A 1,754-nucleotide genomic window follows, 5' to 3' on the forward strand; every position below is an offset into this window, starting at 1 on the left:
ATGAGATGTTAATCTCATATGCATACGCTATTTGTACTTGACAGTATAGTGCTACGCTGATATGTTGTTCCCATGAGCGTTAGACTCATTTGGGGGAGCGGCACTATGATTCCATTCAAGACTGATCCGATTCAGTTCCGGCAACGGCAACTTTTTCCGACTTATATATTCGACCTGCTGCCCAAGGATCACCCATGTTTTGTTTTTGATGATATTTTTCAGATGCTCGACACATCCAGTGTGGAAGAGCAATACAGTCCTATTGGGCAGAGAGCTTATCCCCCAAGGATACTGGTTGGAATCCTCATTTACGCTTACAGCCATGGTGTTTTCAGTTCCCGAAAAATCGCCCAGAAGTGCCGAGAAGATTTGGGCTTTATGTACATCGCTCATTTGCACAAGCCAGACTTTCGCGTACTGAGCGACTTTCGCAAGAATCATCTGGAGTTCCTGCGTTCGTGTTTTATTCAGAGCGCTCGACTGGCCAAGGGATTGGGCTTGGTCCGATTGGGCCACGTGGCTCTGGATGGGTCCAAGTTTAAGGCCAACACCTCCAAGCACAAAGCCATGAGCTACGGGCGCATAGAGCAACTGGAAAAGGAACTGGGCGGACAAGTGGAAGCCATGCTTGAGCAGGCGCGCCAGTGTGACGAAGGCGAAGATGCAGAGCTCGGAGACGCGAGCGGCTACGAGATTCCCAAAGATCTGGAGGAAAAACAAAAGCGCCTGCAGAAACTCCAAGAAGCGAAAGAGGCTCTGGAGAGAAGAGAAAAAGACGAGAATCCAGGCAAACCCATTGATCCCAAAAAGCAGATCAGCTTTGCGGACAAGGATGCGCGGATCATGGGGAAAAATGGGCAGTTCGACTATGCCTACAACGCCCAGATCTGCGTGGATGAAGAGCACCAGATTATTGTAGGCCAACATGTGAGCACGGCCTGCAATGACAGCGGGGAGCTGGGAGAAGCCCTTGATCAGGTGAAAACGACCATGGGCCGGGTGCCGGAAAAGCTCAGCGCGGACAACGGCTACATGTCGGGGGAGAATCTGGAAAAGCTGGAGCAAGCCCAAGTCGATGGCTACATAGCGCCGGGACGTGAAGGAAAAAAGAAGTCGTCCAAATGGATAGACAAGGCGGAATTTGTCTACGATGAACAAAGCGACAGTTTTATCTGCCCCGGGGGTCATCGGTTGGAATGTTGCCGGGTGGGAAAAGACGGGAGGCGGCTTTATCAGGCTGAGGTTCAGGCATGCCAACAGTGTGAACACCGGCCCCGTTGTTGCCGGTCGAAACGTGGCGCTCCCCGAACCATCAGGACGGATGGCTACGAGGATTTGCGTCGGAAGATGGCGCACAAGATGAGCGAGCCGCAAGCGAGGGAGACCTATCGTAAGCGCAAGACAATTGTGGAACCCGTCTTTGGGCACATGAAGAATCTTGGGTTCCGAGGGTTCCTTTTGAGAGGACTTGAAAAGGTGAAGGGCGAGTTTGCCCTGATGTGCGCTGCTCACAACATTTCGAAGGTTGCAAGGGCTATTCTGGGCGGCATCGTAGATCTTAGGGAAAGGCGAATGATGCAGCTGGCCGCCTGAGGAGGCGGTTCGAGCCCGCTTCGACTGTTTTTGGGGCTCCGCAGATGCCTCCAACGCTCCCTGAAGAGGTGCTCGACAGGCTATCATAGCATTTCCGCCCATATCGCCTTCTCACAACTATGAAGTTGTTTGATAAAAGCAGCGTTCTCGGACAGCCTCCT

At 52.3% G+C, this 1,754-nt stretch carries 1 protein-coding gene; it reads left to right on the top strand.

Annotated elements, in window-relative coordinates; genetic code table 11:
• Nucleotides 1–105 precede the first annotated feature (105 nt).
• Complete coding sequence (locus BUB04_RS18590; protein WP_073042299.1) at nucleotides 106–1,593, top strand: IS1182 family transposase; 1,488 nt, start codon at nucleotides 106–108, stop codon at nucleotides 1,591–1,593.
• The last annotated feature ends 161 nt before the right edge of the window (nucleotides 1,594–1,754 follow it).

Origin of the sequence: Desulfacinum infernum DSM 9756, assembly GCF_900129305.1 — a bacterium.
GTDB lineage: Bacteria > Desulfobacterota > Syntrophobacteria > Syntrophobacterales > DSM-9756 > Desulfacinum > Desulfacinum infernum.